The 1,499-nt window shown below is 67.9% G+C and carries 1 protein-coding gene; it reads right to left on the bottom strand.

The annotated features are described in order from the left end of the window. Window positions 1-171: 171 nt before the first annotated feature. Window positions 172-1,272, bottom strand: coding sequence for a heme o synthase (gene cyoE / locus OOT08_RS00410; RefSeq protein ID WP_325090621.1), 1,101 nt, complete (start codon window positions 1,270-1,272; stop codon window positions 172-174). Window positions 1,273-1,499: the final 227 nt, after the last annotated feature.

The raw sequence follows: 1,499 nt of genomic DNA, 5'->3' as shown, positions 1-1,499 counted from the left end.
GACGTTGCCGCCCAGGTCAGCGGTCACAAAGAGTGCGTGCATTCGGCTCCGCTTCGCTCGGCCCCAGCGCGTCCAGCCTAGGCGGGGGGCGGCGCGCGGACAACCTTCGCCCGCCGCGGTGGCCCGCCCGGCACGAGGGGCAGGCCCCGCCCGGGGCGAGCCGCAGTCGACTTAGGGCAGCAGGGGGCCGACGGAGACCATCAGGCTGTAGCCCATGATGATGATGAGCGAGAAGCGGAACATCCGGCGCGCCCAGGCGGCGTCGTCGGTCGCCCGGAAGCCCTGAACGCCGATGACGATCCACCAGATACCGAGCACCGCCATGACCCCGAAGTACACCCAGCCGGTGTAGCCGAAGGGCGTGAGCAGCACCGAGGAGACCGCGTAGGCGATCGTGTAGAGCAGGATCTGCACCTTCGCGTGGGGAATGCCCTTGACGACGGTGATCACGGGCACCCCGGCCCGCGCGTACTCGTCACGGCGGTAGACCGCGATGGAGTAGAACTCCGGCATCTGCCAGAAGAAGATCGCGAGGAAGGCGAGCACGGCGGCCATGTCCACGGTGCCGGTGACCGCGACGACGCCGGCGAAGATGGGGGCGGCGCCGGAGATGCTGCCGACGAGCGTGCCGTGCACGCTCATTCGCTTCGAGAGCATGCCATAGAGGACGACATAGGTGAAGAAGCCGACGAGGCCCGTGACCACGACGAGCCAGTTGGTCCAGCCGATGAGGATGACGAGGCCGAGCACCCCGAGGACGATCGAGAAGACGGTGGCGTTGCGCACGCCGATGCTGCCGGAGACCGTGGCGCGTTTCTTGGTGCGCTCCATGCGGTCATCGATGTCCCGGTCGAGCACGTTGTTGAGGACGCACGCGGAGGCGATGACCAGGGTCGTGCCGATGATGGTGGCCAGGAAGAGCAGGCCATCGAAGTCGCGTGCCACGCCGGCGGCGAGGAGGAACCCGGCCGCCGCGGTGAGCACGTTGCCGTAGAGCACGCCGGGCTTGGTCAGGGAGTAGTAGCGGGCGAAGGTGGCCCGGAACGAGTCTCCGTCGGCTTTCGAGGCGATCTTCGCGTCCGTGCCGCGGCTCCGCTCGGAAAACACCGCCGCGTCGGCGAGTTCGGCCAGCTCGGGAGCGATCTCGCTCTGCTCGGCGGCGGTTTCGCGGTCACTCCGGGCGGCCCCGGGGGTGCTCGCGCCGGGTTGGTTCTCTGCGGGGGACCCACTCGCGGGCATACGAATCTGGCCTTTCTCAAGCTCCTGCGCCATCTGGCGCGGGTTCGCCGCATGCGCTGCGGCGTGTCCGCAGCGCTGGCAGGGCCTGGCGCCGTAGTCGAGTGACTGCGGACTTCTCCAGTCAAATTTACCCGCTTTTTTGGGGAGTCAAGACCGTTTCGTTCGGAGCACAGTGATTTCCATGAGCTACGCCCCGTGTTTCGTGGCCGATCGCGGCAGAAAACCGGCCAATCCCCGCGGGTCGACCCGGGCAGTTTGCC

It is taken from the genome of Leucobacter sp. M11, from assembly GCF_035726885.1.
Lineage (GTDB): Bacteria > Actinomycetota > Actinomycetes > Actinomycetales > Microbacteriaceae > JAPFRB01.
The sequence above is the reverse complement of the archived record's forward strand: the minus strand, read 5'-3'. Positions and strand labels throughout refer to the sequence as shown.